Consider the following 20,811-nt stretch of genomic DNA (forward strand, 5'->3'; position numbering starts at 1 on the left):
AGCAATTATCTTCTGCTCAATGCCGGAGATATCTTTCTGACGCTTCTTTACGACCTTTGGCTCAAAACTGCCGTCACGATCCTGCGGCACTTCAATTTCAGTTTCTCCGAAGTTTCCGCGAATCTTCTTTGTTTTCTTACCATTGCGGGAATCGGGATTATCGGAACGCTCATATTCCTGATATCCCAGGTGCTCGTCCATTTCAGACTCAAGCATTTCCTGGATCGTGCCGCCAAGAAGGTCTTTTAGGGCATCCTCAATATCCTTAGCCGACTTGATATCGTATTCCTCAAGCAGCATTCCTATGATGTTCTTCTTGCCCTCACTCATCGGTTCTCTTTTTCTTCTTGCCATAAAAAATCAGCCTCCTGTGATATTAATTCTATTTTATCACAGTTAGCTGACTTTTTACAGACTTTTTTTCAGAGGCTCTGCTTTATACAGTAACAGTTTTTGTTATGCTGAGGTTGCCATTTTCAATATCTATCTTTACACTATCTCCGTCCGAAAGTTCCGAATCAACTATCATTTGCGCAAGACGGTTTTCGATAAGCTCAGAAACCTTGCGCCTGATGGATCTTGCACCGTATTTTTTTGTCTCTTTGGTTTCGGCGATAGTTTTTGTAACGTTTTCTGTGAATTCGATCTCTATTCCCAGCGATGCAGCTCGTTTTCGCAGTTCTCTCAGTGCAAGAGAGCTTATCTTGACAAGGTCTTCATCTGTAAGCGGACGGAAGACTATTATTTCGTCGATGCGATTGATAAGCTCGGGAGAGAAACTGCGCTTTATAGTCTCAACTGACCTTTTATAGCCAGTATTTTCGTCATTTTCTGTGAAACCTATGGCAGTTCCTGCTGTAAGCTTAGAAGCTCCTGCATTTGATGTCATTATTATAATGCAGTTCCTGAAGCTGATGCGGCGCATTGATGAATCGGTGATAATACCGTCATCAAGGATCTGAAGGAGTATATTCAGCACATCATGCTCGGCTTTTTCGATCTCATCGAAGAGAATGAGCGAGTACGGATTACGCCGCACTCTTTCGCATAGATTGTTGTCACAGTTATCATATCCTGTGTATCCGGGAGGAGCTCCGATAAGCTTTGAAACAGAGTGCTTTTCCATATATTCGGACATATCAATGCGTATCAGACTGTTCTCGCTGTCGTAAAGATATTCTGCAAGGACCTTTGCAAGTTCAGTCTTGCCCACCCCTGTCGGACCCGCAAACATAAATGATGCAATTGGTCGGCGTTCATCTCTCAGACCTGATTTTGCGCGATAAACGGCTTCTGTTATTTTTTCGATAGCTTTTTCCTGTCCGATGATGTGTTCTGAGAGCTCTGTCCGAAGCTTTGCGGTCTTTTCGGCTTCTTCTATGCATATTTTATTTATCGGTATCCCAGTTTTCATGGATATCACATCGTTTATGTCTTTTTCAGAAACAGCATTCTCACAGCTGTCTTCGAGTGCTTTGCTGAGATTTGTCAATTTCAGATGTTCTATCCCTATATATCCTGAGTTATGGGAAAGCTTTCGGTCACAGTACCTGATTTTGGCGCAGGCACAGGCTTCATCGAGTACATCAAGGGCTTTATCAGGCAAAAAACGGTCTGTGATATAACGCTTTGAGAGCAAAACAGAGCTCCTTATTATATCGTCGCTTATATGCAACCCATGGAACTTTTCATAATTGCGTTTAAGCCCTTTTATTATTTCAATGCAGCTTTCTGTATCAGGTTCATTGATTTTTATGGGCTGAAAGCGGCGTTCAAGGGCGGGATCTTTTTCTATCGACTTCCTGTACTCGTCGAAAGTTGTCGCACCTATAAGCTGTAACTCTCCCCTTGCGAGCTGGGGCTTCATAATATTTGCAGCGTCTATGGCACCTTCAGCTGCTCCTGCACCAACTATGGTGTGTATTTCATCAATGAATAGTATTATATTTCCCGAATTTACAGCCTCGTCAATACAGGATTTGACTCTCTCCTCAAAATCTCCGCGGTATTTAGCGCCTGAGAGCAATGCCGCGAAGTCAAGGGAGAAGATATATTTGTTTTTCAGTCCGTCGGGAACAAGATTTCTTGTAAAAAGTTCGGCAACGCCTTCGATCACAGCTGTTTTTCCAACACCTGCTTCACCGATAAGACATGGATTATTTTTGTTTCTTCGTGATAGTATCTGCAAGACCCTTTTCACTTCTTTGTTTCTTCCTATAAGAGGATCATTTTTTCTTACAGCTGTAATATCTGTCATATTTCTTCCGAATCTGAATAGATTAGGATACTTTGACTGTTTAGGCTCACTTGCTTCTCTCATGCTTTTGTATAACTCATCATCTGTGAGCAGCTCCAGCCTTTCACATATCTTTATAATATCGACTCCGAGGTTTTTCATTATCGTACAGGCTGTACAGGAGCTTTCTTTTATTATCGCAGCAAGAATATGCTCCGTGGCAGCCTGTTTTTTCCCTGTATTATGTGCTGATCTGTACGCTGTTTCGAGGATATTCTTTGTTGCCGTTGTAAAGAATCGCTGATTCAGTATAGATGGAGTTCCGTTACCGACCATACTTATTATTTCCTTTTTCAGGTCGTCGAAGGAGATACCGCTTTCTATGAGCAGCTCAGCTGCTTCGGTAGTGCCTTCTCCCGAGATCGACAAAAGAATATGTTCGCTTCCGACATAGGTGTGTCCGAGTTCTGATGCGTATTCGACGGCTCCGTCGATCACAGCGGAAGCCTTTTTAGAGAATTTATCATTGTATGACACAGTTGATCCCTCCTTAGTTCTGTATATATTATGCCATATTTTTACTGCGATAATTGTCGAAGGGAAACACTTGAATAAAAAAGTAACACTTTTTTATGCGCAGCATATTATGTACTATGAAACGCAGATAAAACGTTTCAAATACATCATTTTTAAGGAGTTGTCTTATATGTGTAATTCATGTTTTGGAGGAAATAACTGCTGGTGCATCATTCTTTTAGTTCTTCTTTTCGTTATTCTTTTTTCGGGCTGCGGCAATAATGGTTGCGGCTGTGACTGCGGCAACAATAACGGCTGCGGCTGTGGCTGCTGATATAACAAAAAAGGGACTGCATACGCAGTCCCTGAATTTTATTCAGCTTTAAGAAGTTGATTCCTTCTGTTTATAAGAAGCGGCTGTGTACCGTTAATAACACAATCAGCTGTAACAGTTACCTTTGCGATGCTTCCGTCGGAAGGAACTGTGAACATGGTCTTCATGAGGATAGATTCGAGGATAGAGCGTAATCCACGCGCACCTGTTTTCTGAGCAATAGCCTTTTTAGCGATCTCAATAAGTGCGTCATCGTCGATTTCAAGCTCGATATCATCGTAGTGGAAGAGCTTCTTATACTGTTTGATAAGAGCATTTTTTGGTTCGGTGAGGATCCTTACGAGAGAAGGCTCATCAAGCTCTTCAAGTACTGATATAACCGGAAGTCTGCCGACAAACTCAGGCACCATGCCGAATTTAACAAGATCCTTCGGTACGACCTTCTTGAAGATGTTATTGGCTTCTTCCTTGTGAGCAGTTATTTCACCGCCGAATCCTATAGGAGCCTTGCCGATACGCTTCTGTATCTGCTTTTCAAGACCATCGAAGGCACCGCCGCAGATAAAGAGTATATTCTTTGTATTGATCTGGATAACTTCCTGATTTGGGTGTTTTCTGCCGCCCTGAGGAGGAACGTTCGAGACAGTTCCTTCAATTATTTTGAGGAGAGCCTGCTGAACGCCTTCACCGCTTACATCTCGAGTAAGAGAAGTATTTTCAGATTTTCTTGCGATCTTGTCGATCTCATCAATATATATTATTCCTTTTTCTGCTGCTTTTATGTCAAAATCAGCAGCCTGAATAAGTCTGAGGAGTACATTTTCAACGTCATCGCCTACATAACCCGCTTCTGTAATTGTAGTAGCATCTGCAATTGCGAAAGGTACATTGAGAAGCTTGGCAAGTGTCTGGGCAAGGAAAGTTTTACCCACACCTGTAGGTCCGAGAAGGAGGACATTACTCTTCTGAAGCTCTACGCCGTCGCGTTCAGAACCGTCTTTATCGTTTTCCTGGCTCATTATTCTCTTATAATGATTATAAACAGCCACAGCAAGCGATATTTTTGCCTCATCCTGACCTATAACATATTCGTCCAGATAAGCTTTGATCTCCACAGGCTTCATGAGCTTTATTGAAGATATATCATTTTCTTTTTCTGATTTTGCAGCTTTTCTATGTGCTTTAGCTACTCCCGGACCATAGAGCATCTCGTAGCAATACGTTACGCATTCATCGCATATGTTTGATGAGCCTGCTGAAAACATACTGCGTACCCTGTTTTCCCCTTTGCCGCAGAAGCTGCACGATTTAAACGTTTCAGCCATCTATTTTACCCCTACCTTACCTTTTTGTTATTACCTTATCAATAAGTCCGAATTCAAGAGCTTCCTGAGCACTCATGTAGTTATCTCTTTCGCAGGCATTGTGCATTTCTTCAACGCTCTTGCCTGAATTGTTTGCCATGATCTCTTCAAGACGATCTCTTGTTCTCTGCATATTTTTAGCGTGTATCATGATGTCTGTCTGCTGACCGCCGAGGCCTCCGCTGATGAGTGGCTGGTGGATCATTATCTCACTGTTGGGGAGAGCTATTCTCTTTCCCTTAGCACCTGATGAAAGCAGAAAAGCACCCATGGAAGCAGCCATACCGATACATATAGTCGAAACATCGCACTTGATATAGTTCATTGTATCGTATATTGCCATACCTGCCGTAACAGATCCGCCGGGGCTGTTAATATATAATGAGATATCTTTTTCAGAATCCTGGCTTTCAAGATAAAGAAGCTGGGCAACTACTACACTTGCTGTTGCATCATTTACCTGATCTGAAAGCATGATGATTCTGTCATTGAGCAGACGCGAGTATATATCGTATGATCTTTCTCCTCTGCTGGTCTGTTCAACGACGTAAGGTACTAATACGCTCATAATTCATCGTCCTTTCTTTAAAAACAGTTGTCCCACAAAAAAGCTGCGGGACAACATTAAGTCTATGATTATTTGTCGAATAATGGATTATTCAGCCTTTTCCTCAGCAACAGTGTTGTCAACAACAGCATTTTCCTTAACGAGCTCTACAGCCTTCTGAACTCTGAGGTCTGTAGTATACTCATTAACAGGGATAAATCTCTTTACTGTATCAACGTCGATGTTGTTAGCAGCAGCGATCTCGCCAAGGCTGTTGTTGAGGTCTTCCTCTGTAACCTCGATATTTTCAAGATCAGCGATCTTCTCGAGAGCAAGTCTGAGCTTAACTTCGTTAACAGCTCTGTCTCTGTAAGTCTCTCTGAAGGAATCCTCGTCCATACCTGTGTACTGGAAGTAAAGCTTGAGATCCATGCCCTGAGACTTGAGCTGCTGCTCGAAGGATCTCATAAGAGCGTCGATTCTCTGCTCATACATACAATTAGGGATAGGGCAGTCAACCTTCTTGATAAGAGCGTTCATAACAGCGTTCTCAAAACCAGACTCAGCCTGCTGAACAGCAGCCTCTTCAAGCTTAGTCTTGATGTCATCCTTGTACTCAGCAACTGTCTCGAATTCTGTTGCGTCCTTTACGAGGTCGTCGTTGATCTCAGGGAGCTCTTCATAGCTGATAGCCTTGAGCTTGCACTTGAATGTAGCGTCCTTGCCGGCATAGTCAGCCATCTGATAATCCTCAGGGAACTTAACGTTTACGTCAAACTCGTCGCCGATGTTATGACCAACGATCTGATCCTCGAAGCCGGGGATAAACTGACCGCTGCCAAGACGAAGAGGATGATCCTCGCCCTTGCCGCCTTCAAATGCCTCATCGCCGAAGAAGCCTTCAAAGTCGATGATAACTTCATCGTCGAGCTGTGCAGCTCTGTCTTCAACAGAAACTATACGAGCGTTCTTCTTTCTGATAATGTCGATCTGCTTGTCGATATCCTCGTCAGTGATCTCCTTAACTTCCTTAGGAGCCTTGATACCCTTATAGTCAGTGATCTCTATCTCAGGCTTTGTAACGCAGATAGCCTTGAGCTCAACGCCCTCTGTCTTATCAATAGAAGTGATCTCAACATTTGGTCTGTCAACGAGAACAAGACCTGTCTCATTTACAGCAGCGTCGATCTCAGGACCGAGGAGAGAGTTGATAGCGCCCTCATAGAATGCGCCCTCACCGAATTCTCTTTCAGCAAGCTTACGGGAAACCTTGCCCTTTCTGAAGCCCTTGATCTGGATGTTCTTCTTCTGGCGCTGATATTCTCTTTCAACAGCTGCCTCAAATGCAGCAGCATCAATAGAAATAACCAGCTCTGTAGTATTCACATCTGTTTTGTTTGATGATTTTAAACTCATTTTAATACGTCCTCCAATATTTATATAACATACTTGGTATATTATACCACATTTAAGAATTTTTTTCTACTGATTTTCCACACTTCTGTGCAATGCACAATTTACAGAACTTTTTCAGGGATAAATTGTAGATAATCACCTGATATCAAGTGGAAATTAACATCATCATATGTATTAGTAACACATAATTCATGAGCTGACCGACCGTGAATGTGTCCGTAATAGCAGTCACGTATCTTATAGCGGTAAAGTATCTCCAGTATGTCGTAATTAAAGTTTGCGGCGAAAATAGGCGGATAATGCAGAAAAACGATCGGGATAAGATTTTCTGCAAGTGCGGACTTTATTGAAGTTTCAAGACGCTGGACTTCTCTTCTGAGCACCTTTTCGTCTTGAGTCTCACCCGGCATATTTACCCAGCCGCGGGTGCCGCATATGCCGTATTCACCGTATTTATAGTGGTTGTTATGCAATATTTTTATTGAATCACAGCCTTCCGCCGCAAGAAAATCCTCCATTTTTTTCATAGTTGTCCACCAGTAATCGTGGTTTCCTTTTATGATGATCTTCCTTCCGGGGAGCCTTTCAATAAAATGGAAATCGGGAGCAGCTTCCGCAAGAGACATTCCCCATGAGATATCTCCCGGAAGCACTACCGTATCATTATCTTTTATAAGCTCAAGCCAGTGCTTTTCGATCCGCTCCTGATAATCATGCCAGCCAGAAAAGATACTCATGGTCTTTTCGGGATTTCCCTGACACAGATGCAGATCAGCAAGTACGAACAAGCTCATGCTCACACACTCAGTGTTCTGAGCACATAATCCTTCTGCTCTGTCTTGTCGATTACGTCATTGAAGCGCTCAGGCTTGTTTTTAAGGTCTGCAAGAGCTGCCGGAACAGGGATATCGGAAAGCTCAGCGATCTTGTCAACTTTGTCGTATTCGTCTATATCGGACTTTTTGCCTTCAAGAGCTTCAAGAACAGCTGCACTGAACTTATAAGGGCTTGCAGTTGAAGCGATGACAGTTTTTGTTGTATCGCCTGTCGTTTCCTTATAATCCTTGTATACCTTTACAGCGACAGCTGTGTGTGTATCACAGGTGTAGGAATACTTCTCATAGATTGAGTGAATTGTAGCCTTTGTCTGGCTGTCGTCGCAGAATCCTGCCGAAAATTCTTCCTTGAGCTTAGCCTTTACATCATCGCTTACCTCATACCTTCCCTCAGATGAAAGCTTGCCGAACCATTCACGGATAAGAGCATCGTTCTTATCTGTCATGAGGTAGAGAAGTCTTTCGAGGTTGCTTGAAATGAGGATATCCATTGAAGGTGAAACAGTTGCATAGAACTGTCTGTTTCTGTCGTAGATACCTGTATTGATGAAGTCAGTGAGCACGTTGTTGATGTTTGAAGCGCAGATAAGCTTGTTTACAGGGATCCCCATGTGCTTAGCATAGTAAGCAGCAAGGATATTACCGAAGTTGCCTGTCGGAACAACGATATTGATCTTGTCGCCCAGCTCTACTTCGCCATCTTTAACCAGTTCTGCGTAAGCGGAGATATAGTAAACGATCTGAGGAACAAGTCTGCCCCAGTTGATAGAGTTCGCACTTGAGAACATCATACCCTTGTCGTCAAGAGCCTTCTTGACATCGTCATTTGTGAATATAGCCTTAACGCCGTTCTGGCAGTCATCAAAGTTGCCCTTGATAGCGCATACTCCCACGTTTGAGCCTTCCTGTGTCTTCATCTGACGCTTCTGCATCGGGCTTACGCCGTCCTCGGGATAGAATACAAGTATAGATGTACCTTCAACGTCCTTGAATCCTTCGAGTGCAGCCTTGCCTGTATCGCCTGAAGTTGCAACGAGAATAACGATCTTCTTGTCAAGCTTGATCTTCTTTGCAGATGTTGTAAGGAAGTAAGGAAGTATCTGAAGTGCCATGTCTTTGAATGCACAGGTCGGACCGTGCCAAAGCTCAAGCATATATGTTCCGTCAAAAAGATGAGCGATCTCAGCAATGCTTTCGGTCTCAAAATTTGCGGTGCTATAAGCATTGTCAGTACAATAATGTATTTCGGCATCAGTAAAGTCAGTGAGATACTTTGCGAATACATAAGCAGCTCTGTCAGCATACTTCATATCGCCGATAGCTTTTATCTCATCAAGAGTAAGCTGCGGAATGCTTTCCGGAACGAAAAGTCCTCCGTCAACAGAAATACCCTGAGTAATAGCTTCAGCGCTGTTTACTTTGACATCGCTGTTTCTTGTGCTGTTATAGAACATATTATCACCCTTTAAAATATGAAATTGTAGCCTGTTGTGTCATAGGCATTTATGATATAATCAATGCTGAGCACCTTGCCCTCTGCGATGATGACTTGTGCGACATCGAATCGCGGCTGAAGCATATTTGGGTGCTTGCAGCAATAATCAGCTGCGGTCTTTATTATAAGACCTCGTTTTCGTTTGTTCACCGCTTCAAAGCCTGTTACCATGCTGTCAGGCTTGCGGGATTTTACTTCGACAAAGGCGATATAGTCGCCGTTTTCGGCAATAATATCAATTTCGCCGCCCTTTATGCGGTAATTCCTTGCCGTTATGGTATAACCTCTTTCGATAAGGTAGCTGCATACGCTTTCCTCACCGAGCCTTCCTGTTTCGTTGTTAGTCATAGAGCTTTTTCAGGAATGTCTTCCTGTGGACATCGGATATGCCGTATTCAGCAAGCTTTTCATAGTGCAGTTTGGTTCCGTAGCCCTTGTGCTGCGAGAAGCAGTACTGCGGATACTTTTCGTCGAGACTGCGCATATATCGGTCTCTGGACACTTTTGCAAGCACAGAAGCTGCGGCGATCGAAGCTGAAATGGCATCGCCGTGAATGACGTATCTGCTTTCACAGTCAAGCTCAGGCAGACGGTTGCCGTCTATAAGAGCCAGATCAGGCTTTATGCCAAGACCCTTCACAGCTCGTTTCATGGCGAGCATAGTTGCCTGAAGGATATTCATTTCGTCGATTTCCTGCACACTGGCTGTTGCTATACAGTAAGCGTCAGCTTTTTCGATTATCTCGTCGTAGAGCAGTTCGCGCCGCTTCTCGGAGATTTTTTTGCTGTCATTAAGGTAATTTATAAGTGTATTGTCGTTGAGTATCACTGCGGCAGTATAAACGTCCCCTGCCAGAGGACCTCTGCCGGCTTCGTCGACTCCGCATATAACGGGATATTCCCTGCGGAGTTCGGTATCATGATCGAAAAGTTCCTGATGAAGGATTATTCTTGCCATTATTTCTCCCTCTGCTCCGGAGCTTCAAGCGTTATCCTGCCAAGCTTGCCGCTTCTGAACTCGTCAAGTACGGTTATGGCAGCGCGTTCGGTATTGATCTTGCCGCCTGAGATCATCATGCCGCGTTTTCTTCCCACGTTTTCCAGCAGCTCAAGTCCTGTTTCATCACCTGAAAGCACTAATTTATAGCGTTCTGTGAGTGAATTTGGATAATTCTCTGCAAGATAATAGAGAAGCTTCATTGCAAGTGTCTCTATATCGAGGATATCGTCGCTGATCGCTCCTGTGAATGCAAGTCGTACAGCAACTTCCTGATCCTCGAATTTTGGCCAGAGCACTCCGGGCATATCGAGAAGCTCTGTATTATTGTCGAGCTTGACCCATTGCTTTGTACGTGTTACGCCCGGTCTGTCCTCGACCTTAGCTCGCTTAGAGCCTGCTAACTTGTTAATAAGCGATGATTTTCCCACATTAGGGATACCGACGATCATCAGTCTTATTGCCGCGCCTGACATACCATTCTGCGCTCTTTTAGACATAAGCTCTTTCAGAACAGTATTTTTAAGCGCAGGTAGTATGGATTTCAGTCCTTTGCCTGACTTGCAGTCAACGGCAAGGGCTTCGCTGCCGTTTCTTCTGAAATAGTTTATCCATTTCTGAGTTGTTTTATCGTCGGCAAGATCACTTTTATTGAGCAGAACAAGTCTTGGCTTGCCTTTTGTCATATGATCCATCTCGGGATTTCTGCTGCTCAGCGGAGCTCTTGCGTCAACGATCTCAACGACTGCATCTACCAAAGAGATATTGGCAGCAATCAGCCTTCTTGTTTTTGCCATATGTCCAGGAAACCACTGGATCTGCTTCATTTCGGTATTATCCATAATTGCCTCCTGTAACTGATATGTGATTTATCGGATCGTCCTGTAATTCATCAGAAGAGCAGGAACTTGAAATTCTTGAACGGTGAATATCTTAATACAGCTTTTCCGTATATCTGATCTTTTTTGATAAGACCGATATCGGAAACACGGCTGTCAGAAGATTCGCGTCTGTTATCACCCATTACAAAGTAGTATCCTTCCGGGATAGTTATCGGGTAATCGAAAGCTTCATATGCATTGTTTACAGTCTTCCTGATGTATGGTTCGTCGAGGACCTTGCCGTCAACTATGACCTGTTCTTTTTCAGCATCAATTTCGATCGTCTGACCCGGTTCGGCGATAACTCTCTTGATGATGCATTCTTTAAGAGGTGAACCTGTTATATCTCTTTCAACGACCTTGTTGTTTTCGTCGAGGAGATAAGCCATATCGTTATTTATAACGACGATATCACCGTAGTGCGGACCGCCGTATACGGTAGTCATGAATATTCTGTCATTTTCTTTAAGCGTATTCTTCATAGAACCGCCGACAACGTTTACAGGGTGGAGCAGATATGTAAATATCATAACGATAACGAATACAGTAAGCAGCGTTGATTCAACTATCTCAAGGATATCGTCAACGAGCTTGCTTTCTTTTTTTTCTGCATCGCTTTCGCTGTTTTCGCTGCCATTTTCGTTTGTGTTTTCATTTTCTTCGTCTTCAGCGACAACGCTTTCATTTTCTTCAGCAGCTTCTTCCGTTACTCCTTCGACTTCTTCTGCATCGTTTGTTACTTCTGTATTTTCTGTTGTATTTTTGATTTCATCAGCCATAATGCTGCCTCCAGACTTTTAAATATTAATATGTAGCAAAAAAGGGACTTTAAGTCCCTCAAGGAAAGAAGATGAGTCAGCCGATTTTATTCGGCTGAACTCAGTCTGCAACCTGTTAGCGGATCTGTTCCTTAACCTTAGCAGCCTTACCAACTCTGTCTCTGAGGTAGTAGAGCTTGGCTCTGCGAACCTTACCGTATCTTACGACCTCAACCTTGTCAACAACAGGTGAGTGAAGTGGGAATACTCTTTCGATACCGCAGCCGTGTGCAACACGTCTTACAGTAAAGGTCTCGCTGATTCCGCCGTGCTTCTTAGCAATTACAGTACCCTCAAAGATCTGGATACGGCTCTTATCGCCTTCCTTGATCTGAACGTGAACCTTTACGGTATCACCTACGTTGAACTGCGGAACATTTTCCTTCATGCTTGATTCGCTGATTAACTTGAGTGCATCCATTGTTTTTTCCTCCTAAAATTTCCGAACATTCTTACCTGTCCCGCATAAACCGTTCAGCATTCGGCAGATGCAGGAATAAAATAAATGTACCTAAGCACATGGGCTCGATAAACGAGCATCAGGCAGCGGACTATCCGATTTAATGTCTTTCGGCATTAACCCTCATTCGGGCATAACTGTCCGAACGGATTTCAAATGCTTTTATATCATACCATACTTTAACATAAAATGCAAGTGTTTTTTTGAAAAAACTTAAAAATTAATATTTTTATTCAAACACCAAATTATCTTCGCAGAGTATTGCTGTTCTGCGTATATTACACGGTTCAAAGCTGATATCTGCAGCGCGTCTGAGTGCTTCTATAAAAAGCGTAGGATTATAATTAGTCTGAGTTCCTGCGGGCAGATACATGGTGACATCAACGGATTTTTCACCTTTTGTGCAGCTGAGGATCTCCATATCAGGTTTTATGTCAACGGTTTTTATGCCTTTTTTAGTTTTCTTTTCGATAAGTATCTCAGGACTTGCGATAAGCTCCTGTACAGCTTCAAAAAGTCCGTCTGCTTCATCAGAAACAAGCGAGAAGCTGTATTCTGCCTTTGCGATAGCGGTTATCTTCTGCTTCTGCTCTGCGACCTTGACGATTCGCATACCTTCGGGCATTACAGCGTTGAGTTTATCTTTTATCTCGTCGAAAGGCAGCTCCTCGTTTAGGTTGAAGTCAAGTATCTCGCAGCTGCTCTCAAATCCCAGAGAAAGAGCCAGCGCAAAGCTGTAATACGGGTGTGGATTGAAGCCCTCCGTATACCATATCGGCAGCCTTGATCGTCTGAATGTTCTCAGCATACAGCGGTTAAGATCAAGGTGGGAGATATATTTTGCGCGTCCGCACTTTTCAAATGTAGCTCTTACACGTATCAAAAGCATTCCCTCCCGACTTTCTTATTCACTCCGCAGCCCGAACATCTCAGGCGGCAGTTAGGCGTGGTTTTCGACTGGTGAGCTGTTTTGTTCTCACGTATCAGGAACTCTTTTGTGACAAGATAGTCAAAGTGATCCCATGGAAGTATCTCATCGTATTCAAATCTACGGTTTGCATAGAAAGAAGTGTCTATACCGCATTCTTTAAATGCCTCAAGCCACTTGTCGAAATGGAAGTGCTCCTCCCAGCTGTCAAATTTACAGCCCTTCTTCCATGCAGTGTACACGACCTTGCAAAGCCTGCGGTCACCTTTTGCGAGTATGGCCTCGAGCATACTTACATCAGGGTTGTGATAGCTGACCTTGATTTTCTTTGTCTTTACGGAATCAAGCAGCAGTTTCTGCTTATGTTCTATCATTTCACGGGTATCCTGCGGTTCAAACTGGAACGGAGTGAACGGTTTCGGTACAAATGTTGCACAACTGATTGATATTTGTACTCCCCTGCCTTTTGGACGGTTCTCGATGCTGTAGTACAGGTCGATTATCCTGTTTGCAAGCTCGGCGATACCCACGATATCTTCATCAGTCTCGGTAGGAAGTCCCATCATAAAGTATAGCTTTACCGCGGAATAACCGCCTTCAAAAGCTATTCGGCAGGTATTCATGATCTCCTCTTCGCTGACATTCTTGTTTATAACATCACGCAGACGCTGTGTGCCGCCTTCTGCTGCAAATGTGAGACCGCTCTTGCGCACTCGTTTTATTTTTTCGAGGAGTTCCTCCGAGAAATTATCAACTCTGAGAGAAGGAAGTGAGAGATTTATGCGTTCGCTCACTGTATAATCAAGGAGTTTTGTTAGCATCGGGTCAATTTCAGAGTGGTCACTGGTACTTAACGAGGCAAGTGATACCTCGTCATAGCCTGTGTTTTCGCAAAGAGCCTTTACTTCTCGGGATATCGTTTCGGTGTGCTTTTCTCTGAATGGGCGGTAGATAAAGCCTGCCTGACAGAAACGGCAGCCTCGTATACAGCCGCGGAGAACTTCCACTGACACTCTGTCCTGAACGATTTCAGTAAAAGGTACTACAAAGTTTTCGGGATAGTATACCTTGTCGAAATCTTTGATTATCCTCTTGCGTATGATCTTGGGAGCTCCGTCGGATACCTCGAGTTTCTCGATAGTACCGTCGCTTTTATACTTGAAGCAGTAGAAGCGTGGAACATAAACTCCTTCTATCTGAGCAGCTTTTCTGAGGTAGTCCGTTTTTGAAGCGCCTTCCTTTTTCATTTTTGTATAAAGATCCATGAGTTCGAGGTTTACTTCTTCACCTTCGCCAAGCACGAATATATCGAAAAAGTCCGCGAGCGGTTCGGGATTGCAGACACACGGACCGCCTGCAATGACTATCTGTGTCAGCTCATCTGTTCTGTCCTTTGCAAATACAGGGATACCTGCAAGATCAAGCATATTCAGAACATTCGTGTATGAGAGCTCATACTGCATCGTAAAGCCGATAAAATCGAAATCACGTATCGGGTCAAGACTTTCAAGAGCATACAGCGGTATATCGTTTTCGCGCATTATCGCTTCAAAGTCCTCACCAGGGGCGAAGCAGCGTTCGCACCAGTAGTTTTCGCGCTCATTGGTAAGTGAGTAAAGTATCTTCATTCCCAGATGAGACATTCCGATGTCATATGTATCAGGAAAGCAAAAGGCAAATCTCACGTCGATCACGGACTTGTCCTTTATGATGCTTCCGACCTCGCCTCCGATGTATCTCGACGGCTTCTGGACTTCCAGAAGATGTTTTTCTATTTTTTCTCTGAGCATATTTCCTCCAGATATCAGAACCTCTTATCTGACGGGATAAGTGACATGAATGGTCTGTGCTCACCTCTCCAGCCGATAGGGACAAAATTTTCAAAATTCTCAGGTTTTGGGAACTGAGAATACATTCTGTTTCTGTCAAAATCAATATACAATGATGCATCGTAGTCTTTTTTACGGTCATCACGCGCTACCATTTTCAGTAAATGGAGCTCATCGGACGAATATCTGCACTTGAAAAGATGTGCGAGGAAGTGGCTTGCGGTAAAACCGTCCAGCACTTCTATCCCCCAGCGCTTTTCGCAGAATTTTTCATAGCTGCCAATGTCGTTTTCGAGCTGTGACAATGTTCTGCCGGTGCGTTCATAGAGCATCTTCCATATCGTATAAAGCTTTTTATAATCCATTTTCCATAGATTTTTCGGAGCAACATACCATTCAAAATGGTTCTTGTACATTACGCCTGCTATTATGTTTTCACCGTATTTCGGCAATACCTTCTCTATCTGTTCCATAATATTCGGAAAGCTCCTTTTCAAAACATATCATATCACATAATTGAACGCCCGCTTCGATGATCGGGTGGTCATAGTTATCAATAAAAAAATTTTTGATAACGTCGTATTTCCTGAATCCGCATTTCTCGTAAAAAGGCACCGTGAGCGGACTGTCACCTGTTCCGAGTATAAGTCTTTTGTATCTTCCTGCAAATTTGTTCTGTATGAACTCGAGCATCTCACGTCCGATGCCGCATCTCTGATACTGCGGCAGAACTGCTATATTCTTGACTTCAAGTGTGTCGCAGCCTTCGTCGGTCACAACGCATACAGCACATGGAGCCGAATCGGCTGTCTTTACAAAAAGTCTGCCTATGTCAAGATATTTCATTATCATATCTTCCTGCTCGTCACCGATCAGCAGAAGCTCCATAAAACGTTCTTTGCCTGATGTGATCTCAGTTATGCAGTTCATTTCATACTGTCCTCGCTGAAACGCCTGGGCAGAAAGTCGGAAAGCCTGTATTCGCCGTCGGAAAGTATAATGCGAAAATCGCTCCCGCAGAACTCACTGAGGACCTGCAAACACGCTCCGCAGGGAAAACATGGCTTCGAGAAGTCCTTATTCGGGCTTCCTGCGATGGCGATAGCCGTGAAATCGGTATATCCCTCGGAAACTGCCTTGAATACAGCGGTACGCTCCGCACAGTTAGTCAGCGAATACGAAGCGTTTTCGATATTGCAGCCCTTGAAAAGCTTCCCATCGGCTGTAAGGAGAGCCGCTCCCACAGAAAAGCCCGAATACTTTGAATATGAATTATCAGCAGCCTTTACAGCAGCCGCAAAGAGCTCCTCATTGGTCATGGCTTCACCTTCCTTTGCCGACCTTACGCTTTTTGCCGTCAGGTGTCATGATGTATGTATTTTCGAGCTGTGCAGCAAGGTTTCCCGTAACAGCTCTGCGGTATTCATTGCGCAGTTCGGTCTGTTCAGCTTTTTCGGCTTCGGTAAGTCCCTCAGCCTTTGTTTTTCTTGCAAGTTCGTTTATACGGTCGATTTTTTTCTGATCCAAAATTAAACACTCCCAGATAAATATATTTTCATTGTATCATGATTTGCTATGAATTTCAAGTACAATACTGGATTTTTAAATTATTCTGTGTTATAATCATTAAATATAAAGCTGATGAAAGGAAGAATAATATGAAAACTGCACTTGTTACAGGCGGCGCAGGCGGCATAGGAGAGGCAATTTGCCGTGAGCTGGCTGCTGACGGATACATGGTATACGTTAATTATTCAAGATCACGGGAAAAAGCCGAAGCCATTGCGGCAGAAATAAACGGTAAAGCTTTAGGATTCGATGTATCGGACGCGAATTCGGTCAGGGAAGCATTCTCATCGGTCGGAAGACTTGACCTTCTCGTGAATAATGCGGGCATTTCGGAGATAGATCTTTTTACGTCGATACCTTACGAAAAAGCTGTCCGTATACTTGATGTCAACCTCAAAGGTGCTATGAACTGTGCGAGAGCGGCTCTTCCTGCTATGATAAATGCCAAGAGCGGAAGTATCATAAACATTTCTTCGATGTGGGGACAGTGCGGAGCTTCCTGCGAGGTGGATTATTCCGCTTCAAAAGCCGGACTTATCGGCTTCACAAAGGCACTTGCAAAGGAAGTTGCTCCATCGGGCGTAAGAGTGAACTGTGTTGCTCCCGGATTCATAATGACGGAGATGAACAGCCGTTTTTCTCAGGAAGACCTTGATCTGATACATGAGGATATCCCCCTCGGGATATTCGGAGAACCGCGTCACATAGCCGATGCGGTTGCATTTCTTGCCTCTCCTAAGGCAGAGTACATAACAGGTCAAATATTAGCTGTAAACGGCGGAATGGTGATTTAAGGAGGTATTATCATGAACGAAAGACTAAAAAAACAAGTGGATTTTATCCTTGAACTCGATAAAATGAAAAATTTATACCGTCAGACCTATGTTCTTCACGAGAACAGGAAAGAAAATGATGCGGAACACAGCTGGCATATTGCGATCATGGCATTCATGCTTGCGGAGTACTCAAATGAGCCTGTTGACGTATTTCATGTCGTAAAAATGCTGCTTCTGCATGATGTGGTGGAAATTGATGCAGGCGATACATATTGCTACGATAAAAACGGTTACAAAACAAAGGCGGATCGCGAGGAAAAGGCTGCCAGACGTATTTTCGGACTGCTTCCCGATGACCAGAGAGATGAATACTACGCTCTGTGGCGTGAATTTGAGGATTCCGAAACACCCGAAGCACGTTTTGCAGCTGTCCTTGACAGAATGCAGCCGCTTTTCCTGAATTATACCAAGAACGGCATATCGTGGCAGGAGCACGAAGTTTACAAGGAACAGGTACTTGAACGAAATCGTTCGTATTTTTCGGTGTCAGATGAAATTGCTGATGCTATAAAAGCCGTTATCAATGATGCATATGACAAAGGCTGGTTGAAATAGCATTTTGACAAAATGCACAAATAAAACAAGTTTTTCACGTACACTATTACTAAAGCGATGAATTTCGTGAATAAATGATGATATTTTTTCCCTTGAACTTGCACTTACCGCTTGATTATGCTATATTAAGAGTGTACTGTCAATTAATATAGATATTATTACTAAACAACAGAAGGATGATGGCTAATGTCAAAAAAGTCTAAAATGAGCGTCAAAGAGTCAGTTAACGGAACTGAAAATAAGATGCTCAAAAACGCAGCTGATCCGATCGAAGCAGCGCTCGCACCGGCTGAAGAAAAGAAAACACGCTTTCCGAAATTAAAAAGATTCAATGCAAAACGTGATGAAAATTCGACAAAATACAGTAAGTTAAATATATTCCTGATGTTTATCTTCCCTGTTTTCATATGCAGCATGGCTGAGATAACTCAGTCAAAATATTTTTCATCGTATTTCAACTTTCTTACCGAAAGACCGTCGGTCATTCTTTTTGATATAATCCTGACAGCTGTGATCTTTGTTTTCCTGCTGGGGATTTTCAGAAAAGGCTGGCTTGCAATGACCGTTCACGGAGTTATTTTCATGGCGCTCAGCACCACGGAGCTTTTCAAGTACGGAACTAACGGAAACCACCTTATCCTCTCGGATATGAAGCTCGTAAAAAGCGTAAAGAGTCTTACATCTTTTGCTTACATCAAGATAACTCCAAAGCTGATAATATGTTACCTTATCGTTATCGCTTTTCTCGCACTGGCGATCTACTTCAATCCTAAGGTGAAATCATCTCCGCTTCGCCGACTGACTGCTTCGTGCGTTTGTGTACTCTCTTTATCTGCACTTGTTGTTTTGCCGAAATTCTATTCGCCTGTATATAAAGCTTTCGGTATTGATACTACAAGTGCTACAAATGCGTTCCTTCTCAATGAAAAATTTGAGAACAACCACTTCCTTGCATTCCTTATTCAGACTGCTACGGAAAGCTTTGAAAACAGACTTGTTGTTCCTGATGGATACAGCGAGGAGTATATTGACGAGATCATGAACATACCTGTGGATACAGAGGAAGACTTCAACGGCGGCAAGAAGCCGAACGTTATTGTTATTATGAGTGAGTCTTATGCTGATTTCCGTGCATTTGACGAATTGAACGTAGACGATAAGTACTATAAGTACTTCGACAGAGCGATTTCAGAGGGCAAGGGCGGTACTGCTATCACCCCTACATATGCAAGCTGGACAGTCCGCTCTGAATTTGAGCTTCTTTTCGGACTTCCCGTAAGAGGTATCAATACTCCTAATATGCCTCAGCGTGAGCTTGCAGACCGTGAACAGCCTGCACTTGCGCAGTATTATAAGGACTGGGGCTATGAAACAGTTTATGTTCATCCTTTCCAGAGCGGTTTCTACAGCCGTGCAAGGATATACGGTCACTTTGGCTTTGAAAAGATGATATACCATGATGACCAGTCTGCTACTACCGATTTCACAGTTCCGATACAGCACTTTGGTACATATGTTGACGATTCATCGGTTTTCAATCAGATAATCTCCGAGATAAAAACTTCTGACAGACCGATATATCTCCACACAACTACTATGCAGAACCACCAGCCTTACAATCAGGGCGAGGATCCTGATGACGAATTCGGCAATTATCTTACATGGGTTCAGCATACAAATGAAGGACTTAAAAAGTTCCTTAATGAACTGAAGGATATAGACGAACCCACACTTGTATTCTTTGTAGGCGATCACTTCCCATCTCTCAGAGGCGAAACAAGTGTATATAATCAGCTCGGACTTAACGGCGACAACTGCGATGCGCTTTATCAGCAGAAGTATTTCTTCTGGAGCAATTATAACGCTGATCTGTCAATTGTTCCCGATAAGGAGATCTCATTCTTCTATATTCCATATGTGATATTGAATATCATAGACGCTCCAAGAGATCAGTTTATTGAGAAAATGAACGATTTTATGGAAAAACTTCCTGTTTACTCAACGGAGTATGACAGCGATACACCTAAAAATGACGAGCTTGATATTCTGACTATAGACAGAGTAGTTATGGAGGAGTATTCTCCTTCGCCTATCCCTGAGGAAGAACTTGCAACCCACAACTAAGGAGATCAATATGAAAGAAATTACAAAAGGTATCACAGGAACATCTGAACTTACTGTTTCGGATAAGGAGCTTGCCGTAAATGTTGGCAGCGGAAGTCTTGAAGTATTTGCAACACCTGTTATGGTAATGCTCATGGAAAAAGCTGCCTGCAACTGTATTTCCGATTATCTACAGGGCGATGAAACTACTGTAGGTACTGAAATGAACGTAAAGCACACCTCTGCAACACCTAATAAAATGAAGGTGTGTGCTGAAGCAGAACTCATCGAGATAAACGGAAGAGAGCTTGTTTTTTCGGTAAAGGCTTATGATGAAGCAGGCGACATCGGTGAAGGAATACACAAAAGATTCCTTGTTTACGGTGAGAAATTCACTGCTAAAACGTATTCAAAGCTATAATAAGAAAGGACTTCCATGTACGGAAGTCCTTTCTTTGTTGCATTTTTTATAATAATATGTTATTATATAAAAGGAAAGAGGTGTTCTTATGTCTGAAAAAGCTTTACTGGTTATTGATATGCAGAATGATTATCTATGGGAAAAAAGAAAAAATAAGTTTGCTTACGATACACCACATCTCGTTAATAAAGTAAATGATACTATCATTGAATACAGCAGAAATGGCTGGGACATTATCTATATTTTACAGGTATTTCCAAATATCGTCACGAATCGTTGGTTTATAGGCTTTTCGATAAGCGGTACAGAAGGTGCCGAGTTATATAAAGGAGTAGAATTGGTATCAGAATATTGTTTTGAGAAGAATTTTCCCGATACATTTACTTCCAAGCTTTTCAGAGAGCATATAAAAAAGACGGGCTGTACCGAGTTCGCTATATGTGGGATAGATGAATGCGGATGTGTTGGCGCAACGGCAATGGGAGCTGTAAAAGCAGGTTACAAAGTCAAAATGATAAAAGATGCCATTGGCTGTAGATTTTCAAATGAAAAGCTTGAGAAAAAGCGCAATAAGCTTATTTCTCTCGGAGTCGAATACATATAAAAAAGTTCACCTTTTAAGGTCGGTACTTATATAAAAAATTTACACGATATTATCGGGGTAAACCTT

24 protein-coding genes are annotated in these 20,811 nt (G+C 43.0%); 6 read left to right on the top strand and 18 right to left on the bottom strand.

Annotated elements, in window-relative coordinates:
• Positions 1–354: transposase (locus K6G33_RS13685; protein WP_296780538.1), on the bottom strand; the 354-nt coding region annotated here is incomplete at its 3' end.
• 82 nt (positions 355–436) lie between these two features.
• Positions 437–2,773 carry an ATP-dependent Clp protease ATP-binding subunit gene (locus tag K6G33_RS13690; protein WP_296780541.1) on the bottom strand — a complete coding sequence of 779 codons (2,337 nt, stop codon included), beginning with the start codon at positions 2,771–2,773 and terminating at the stop codon, positions 437–439.
• A 169-nt stretch (positions 2,774–2,942) separates the two neighbouring features.
• On the opposite strand from K6G33_RS13690, the gene K6G33_RS13695 reads away from it, so the two are divergent.
• Positions 2,943–3,086, top strand: coding sequence for a hypothetical protein (locus K6G33_RS13695; RefSeq protein ID WP_296780543.1), 144 nt, complete (start codon positions 2,943–2,945; stop codon positions 3,084–3,086).
• 38 nt (positions 3,087–3,124) lie between these two features.
• Here the strand turns inward: K6G33_RS13695 and clpX are convergent, their stop codons facing one another.
• The 16 genes from clpX to K6G33_RS13775 form a co-directional block, all read right to left on the bottom strand.
• Positions 3,125–4,411: an ATP-dependent Clp protease ATP-binding subunit ClpX gene (gene clpX / locus K6G33_RS13700; protein WP_296780544.1), complete on the bottom strand. Its 1,287-nt coding sequence runs from the start codon at positions 4,409–4,411 to the stop codon at positions 3,125–3,127.
• 16 nt (positions 4,412–4,427) lie between these two features.
• Positions 4,428–5,018 (bottom strand): ATP-dependent Clp endopeptidase proteolytic subunit ClpP, encoded by a 591-nt coding sequence (gene clpP / locus K6G33_RS13705; RefSeq protein ID WP_296780547.1) that lies wholly within the window; start codon positions 5,016–5,018, stop codon positions 4,428–4,430.
• 87 nt (positions 5,019–5,105) lie between these two features.
• On the bottom strand, positions 5,106–6,413 hold the full coding sequence (gene tig, locus K6G33_RS13710; RefSeq protein WP_296780549.1) for a trigger factor: 1,308 nt from the start codon (positions 6,411–6,413) through the stop codon (positions 5,106–5,108).
• A 101-nt stretch (positions 6,414–6,514) separates the two neighbouring features.
• Positions 6,515–7,207 (bottom strand): metallophosphoesterase, encoded by a 693-nt coding sequence (locus tag K6G33_RS13715; RefSeq protein ID WP_296780552.1) that lies wholly within the window; start codon positions 7,205–7,207, stop codon positions 6,515–6,517.
• 2 nt (positions 7,208–7,209) lie between these two features.
• A complete protein-coding gene (gene thrC / locus K6G33_RS13720) occupies positions 7,210–8,703 on the bottom strand; it encodes a threonine synthase (RefSeq protein ID WP_296780554.1) in 1,494 nt (497 codons plus the stop codon).
• 11 nt (positions 8,704–8,714) lie between these two features.
• A complete protein-coding gene (locus K6G33_RS13725; RefSeq protein ID WP_296780557.1) occupies positions 8,715–9,092 on the bottom strand; it encodes a YraN family protein in 378 nt (125 codons plus the stop codon).
• Complete coding sequence (gene rnhB, locus K6G33_RS13730) at positions 9,085–9,702, bottom strand: ribonuclease HII (protein WP_296780559.1); 618 nt, start codon at positions 9,700–9,702, stop codon at positions 9,085–9,087. The genes K6G33_RS13725 and rnhB overlap by 8 nt, the downstream gene beginning before the upstream one ends.
• Entirely contained in the window at positions 9,702–10,583 is an 882-nt protein-coding gene (gene ylqF, locus K6G33_RS13735; protein WP_296780560.1) for a ribosome biogenesis GTPase YlqF, read from the bottom strand. Before ylqF ends, rnhB begins: the two co-directional genes overlap by 1 nt.
• A gap of 50 nt (positions 10,584–10,633) precedes the next feature.
• A complete protein-coding gene (gene lepB / locus K6G33_RS13740) occupies positions 10,634–11,401 on the bottom strand; it encodes a signal peptidase I (protein ID WP_296780562.1) in 768 nt (255 codons plus the stop codon).
• Between the two features lie 115 nt (positions 11,402–11,516).
• Positions 11,517–11,861: a 50S ribosomal protein L19 gene (gene rplS, locus K6G33_RS13745; protein WP_072948496.1), complete on the bottom strand. Its 345-nt coding sequence runs from the start codon at positions 11,859–11,861 to the stop codon at positions 11,517–11,519.
• A gap of 268 nt (positions 11,862–12,129) precedes the next feature.
• Complete coding sequence (locus tag K6G33_RS13750; RefSeq protein WP_296780564.1) at positions 12,130–12,783, bottom strand: TIGR03936 family radical SAM-associated protein; 654 nt, start codon at positions 12,781–12,783, stop codon at positions 12,130–12,132.
• A complete protein-coding gene (locus K6G33_RS13755) occupies positions 12,780–14,618 on the bottom strand; it encodes a TIGR03960 family B12-binding radical SAM protein (RefSeq protein WP_296780566.1) in 1,839 nt (612 codons plus the stop codon). Before K6G33_RS13755 ends, K6G33_RS13750 begins: the two co-directional genes overlap by 4 nt.
• Before the next feature lie 14 nt (positions 14,619–14,632).
• Positions 14,633–15,130 carry a hypothetical protein gene (locus K6G33_RS13760; RefSeq protein ID WP_296780567.1) on the bottom strand — a complete coding sequence of 166 codons (498 nt, stop codon included), beginning with the start codon at positions 15,128–15,130 and terminating at the stop codon, positions 14,633–14,635.
• Complete coding sequence (locus tag K6G33_RS13765; RefSeq protein ID WP_296780570.1) at positions 15,093–15,587, bottom strand: GNAT family N-acetyltransferase; 495 nt, start codon at positions 15,585–15,587, stop codon at positions 15,093–15,095. The genes K6G33_RS13760 and K6G33_RS13765 overlap by 38 nt, the downstream gene beginning before the upstream one ends.
• Positions 15,584–15,976 carry a cytidine deaminase gene (locus tag K6G33_RS13770; protein ID WP_296780572.1) on the bottom strand — a complete coding sequence of 131 codons (393 nt, stop codon included), beginning with the start codon at positions 15,974–15,976 and terminating at the stop codon, positions 15,584–15,586. The genes K6G33_RS13765 and K6G33_RS13770 overlap by 4 nt, the downstream gene beginning before the upstream one ends.
• Before the next feature lie 4 nt (positions 15,977–15,980).
• A complete protein-coding gene (locus K6G33_RS13775; RefSeq protein WP_296780574.1) occupies positions 15,981–16,184 on the bottom strand; it encodes a DUF896 domain-containing protein in 204 nt (67 codons plus the stop codon).
• 131 nt (positions 16,185–16,315) lie between these two features.
• Between K6G33_RS13775 and fabG the strand changes: the two genes are divergently transcribed.
• The 5 genes from fabG to K6G33_RS13800 all read left to right on the top strand — a co-directional run bounded on the left by fabG (position 16,316) and on the right by K6G33_RS13800 (position 20,745).
• Positions 16,316–17,020: a 3-oxoacyl-ACP reductase FabG gene (gene fabG, locus K6G33_RS13780; RefSeq protein ID WP_296780576.1), complete on the top strand. Its 705-nt coding sequence runs from the start codon at positions 16,316–16,318 to the stop codon at positions 17,018–17,020.
• A 12-nt stretch (positions 17,021–17,032) separates the two neighbouring features.
• Complete coding sequence (locus K6G33_RS13785; protein WP_296780578.1) at positions 17,033–17,617, top strand: HD family hydrolase; 585 nt, start codon at positions 17,033–17,035, stop codon at positions 17,615–17,617.
• Between the two features lie 186 nt (positions 17,618–17,803).
• On the top strand, positions 17,804–19,741 hold the full coding sequence (locus tag K6G33_RS13790; RefSeq protein ID WP_296780580.1) for an LTA synthase family protein: 1,938 nt from the start codon (positions 17,804–17,806) through the stop codon (positions 19,739–19,741).
• 10 nt (positions 19,742–19,751) lie between these two features.
• The gene (locus tag K6G33_RS13795) at positions 19,752–20,141 is read left to right on the top strand and encodes a thioesterase family protein (protein ID WP_296780582.1); all 390 of its coding nucleotides are present in this window, start codon (positions 19,752–19,754) and stop codon (positions 20,139–20,141) included.
• Positions 20,142–20,229: 88 nt separating this feature from the next.
• Positions 20,230–20,745 carry an isochorismatase family cysteine hydrolase gene (locus K6G33_RS13800; RefSeq protein WP_296780584.1) on the top strand — a complete coding sequence of 172 codons (516 nt, stop codon included), beginning with the start codon at positions 20,230–20,232 and terminating at the stop codon, positions 20,743–20,745.
• Positions 20,746–20,811 lie beyond the last annotated feature (66 nt).

This window comes from Ruminococcus sp., assembly GCF_024691275.1.
In the GTDB taxonomy this organism is placed as follows: domain Bacteria; phylum Bacillota; class Clostridia; order Oscillospirales; family Ruminococcaceae; genus Ruminococcus.

Coding starts and splice junctions, on each gene's coding strand:
- K6G33_RS13695 (WP_296780543.1), top strand. CDS start 2,943: ATGTGTAATTCATGTTTTGGAGGAAATAACTGCTGGTGCATCATTCTT.
- clpX (WP_296780544.1), bottom strand. CDS start 4,411: ATGGCTGAAACGTTTAAATCGTGCAGCTTCTGCGGCAAAGGGGAAAAC.
- clpP (WP_296780547.1), bottom strand. CDS start 5,018: ATGAGCGTATTAGTACCTTACGTCGTTGAACAGACCAGCAGAGGAGAA.
- tig (WP_296780549.1), bottom strand. CDS start 6,413: ATGAGTTTAAAATCATCAAACAAAACAGATGTGAATACTACAGAGCTG.
- K6G33_RS13715 (WP_296780552.1), bottom strand. CDS start 7,207: ATGAGCTTGTTCGTACTTGCTGATCTGCATCTGTGTCAGGGAAATCCC.
- thrC (WP_296780554.1), bottom strand. CDS start 8,703: ATGTTCTATAACAGCACAAGAAACAGCGATGTCAAAGTAAACAGCGCT.
- K6G33_RS13725 (WP_296780557.1), bottom strand. CDS start 9,092: ATGACTAACAACGAAACAGGAAGGCTCGGTGAGGAAAGCGTATGCAGC.
- rnhB (WP_296780559.1), bottom strand. CDS start 9,702: ATGGCAAGAATAATCCTTCATCAGGAACTTTTCGATCATGATACCGAA.
- ylqF (WP_296780560.1), bottom strand. CDS start 10,583: ATGGATAATACCGAAATGAAGCAGATCCAGTGGTTTCCTGGACATATG.
- lepB (WP_296780562.1), bottom strand. CDS start 11,401: ATGGCTGATGAAATCAAAAATACAACAGAAAATACAGAAGTAACAAAC.
- rplS (WP_072948496.1), bottom strand. CDS start 11,861: ATGGATGCACTCAAGTTAATCAGCGAATCAAGCATGAAGGAAAATGTT.
- K6G33_RS13755 (WP_296780566.1), bottom strand. CDS start 14,618: ATGCTCAGAGAAAAAATAGAAAAACATCTTCTGGAAGTCCAGAAGCCG.
- K6G33_RS13760 (WP_296780567.1), bottom strand. CDS start 15,130: ATGGAACAGATAGAGAAGGTATTGCCGAAATACGGTGAAAACATAATA.
- K6G33_RS13765 (WP_296780570.1), bottom strand. CDS start 15,587: ATGAACTGCATAACTGAGATCACATCAGGCAAAGAACGTTTTATGGAG.
- K6G33_RS13770 (WP_296780572.1), bottom strand. CDS start 15,976: ATGACCAATGAGGAGCTCTTTGCGGCTGCTGTAAAGGCTGCTGATAAT.
- fabG (WP_296780576.1), top strand. CDS start 16,316: ATGAAAACTGCACTTGTTACAGGCGGCGCAGGCGGCATAGGAGAGGCA.
- K6G33_RS13785 (WP_296780578.1), top strand. CDS start 17,033: ATGAACGAAAGACTAAAAAAACAAGTGGATTTTATCCTTGAACTCGAT.
- K6G33_RS13790 (WP_296780580.1), top strand. CDS start 17,804: ATGTCAAAAAAGTCTAAAATGAGCGTCAAAGAGTCAGTTAACGGAACT.
- K6G33_RS13795 (WP_296780582.1), top strand. CDS start 19,752: ATGAAAGAAATTACAAAAGGTATCACAGGAACATCTGAACTTACTGTT.
- K6G33_RS13800 (WP_296780584.1), top strand. CDS start 20,230: ATGTCTGAAAAAGCTTTACTGGTTATTGATATGCAGAATGATTATCTA.